Raw genomic sequence first — 1,463 nt, 5'->3', positions numbered from 1 at the left:
CCCGAGGACGTCGATCCGATCGTCGCCACAGCTATGGCCCACTACCAGTTCGAGACGCTGCACCCGTTCAACGATGGGAATGGTCGTATCGGCCGCCTTCTCATCGTGCTGCAACTTGTCGGGCTGGGGGTGCTGTCCGAAGGGCTACTCAGCGTTTCGCCGTGGTTCGAGGCTAGGCGCGATGAGTATCAGGACTTGCTGGCCAGCGTGAGCGCCACAGGCTCATGGGACAGCTGGATCTCGTTCTTCGCGGAAGGACTGGAAGCGTCTGCCAACGATTCCGCTGAGCGCATACGCCGACTCCTTGAGCTGCAGACAAGCTACCACGAGCGCCTCCGAGCCGCGGGTGCGCGCGGAGCCGTCCGGGACATCTCCGACGTCCTGATCGGGCAACCGTACGTCAACATTCCGAACTTGCGAGACGCTACAGGCCTGACATATCAGGCCGTGAGCAATGCCGTCAAAAAGCTGGTCGAAATCGGGATCCTCGAACAACGTCATGTTCCCGGGGTTATGGCCTTCCGGGCTCCCGAGGTCGTCGAGATCATCTCCGCGCCCAGCGCAGCGTGACCATGGTCGTGCGGCGGCCGGTGCGATGGATCGGACTAACGAGCTGAAACCGCCGTAGTCCCGGACACATAGAAACCCCCGCGATCCCAGTTTTTTCAATGAATCTGCGGGGGTTTCGGATGGCGGTGACGGTGGGATTTGAACCCTTATGCGATCTGGTTTCAGCGCCTCACATTGGCCATCGTGGCCAGTCTTTTCGCGGGTCGCGACCTTTCAACGACACACGTCGCCAGCCGTGGACTGTCTGCGGTCTTTCCCACGGTTTTACCCGCGACTATGCGCAAGCCCGGCGTCATGGCACGCGCGATTCATCGTTGAGGAGTCCGTCGATCACGTCTCGCAACTCGGGTACACGGGCCGTCGCGGCAACCCATACAACGTAATCGTTCACCCCTGCCTAGCCGTGGACGACCGCGTTGCGAGGCAGCGAGCTGACCCTCCTCGCGCTCGACGGAGAATGCCCCATCACGCAAGAAGGCGTCGACGTCGTCACGGAGGTCAGACCAGAGATCCGCGACCTTCCCGCACGCGCCGTTCTTGCTTGCCAAGCCGAGTTGCTCGCGGATGACCGCTCGGAGGACTGCGTCGATACCTGGCTCGTCCCGTCGGTGAGCCGCGCAAGGCGGCCGAGCACTTCCGCAGCGTCGGCCTGCACGGGCCGTTCTGAGTGCTGCCCGACTGAGCGGCGCGCCGCCCCCGATACCTACCGGCCCGCCGCGATCGCCACATCGGGCCGCGTATCGGTGATGAAGTACAGCAGCGCGCGACACAGCGGCGGGAAGGACGCGAGGCCTCCGGCATCCGCGCGCGCCAGGCCGATCGCCTCGAGCAGCAGGTCGCCGCGGATCTGCAACCCGGATCCGCGTCGGTCCTGCAGGCCGCGGGCGATCGAC

Annotated in this window: 2 protein-coding genes; one reads left to right on the top strand and one right to left on the bottom strand. The window is 64.3% G+C overall.

Annotated features, from left to right (window positions below; genetic code table 11):
* Window positions 1-570, top strand: a 570-nt coding sequence (locus tag ASG00_RS15765; protein WP_200930887.1) for a Fic family protein, incomplete at its 5' end; no start/stop codon positions are given.
* A 703-nt stretch (window positions 571-1,273) separates the two neighbouring features.
* Here the strand turns inward: ASG00_RS15765 and ASG00_RS07705 are convergent.
* A partial coding sequence (locus ASG00_RS07705; RefSeq protein WP_235559435.1) for a hypothetical protein occupies window positions 1,274-1,463 on the bottom strand: 190 nt, incomplete at its 5' end.

It is taken from the genome of Microbacterium sp. Leaf351 (assembly GCF_001423825.1).
In the GTDB taxonomy this organism is placed as follows: Bacteria; Actinomycetota; Actinomycetes; order Actinomycetales; family Microbacteriaceae; genus Microbacterium; species Microbacterium ginsengisoli.
Note: the sequence above shows the minus strand (reverse complement) of the source record. Positions and strands in the feature narration are given on the sequence as shown.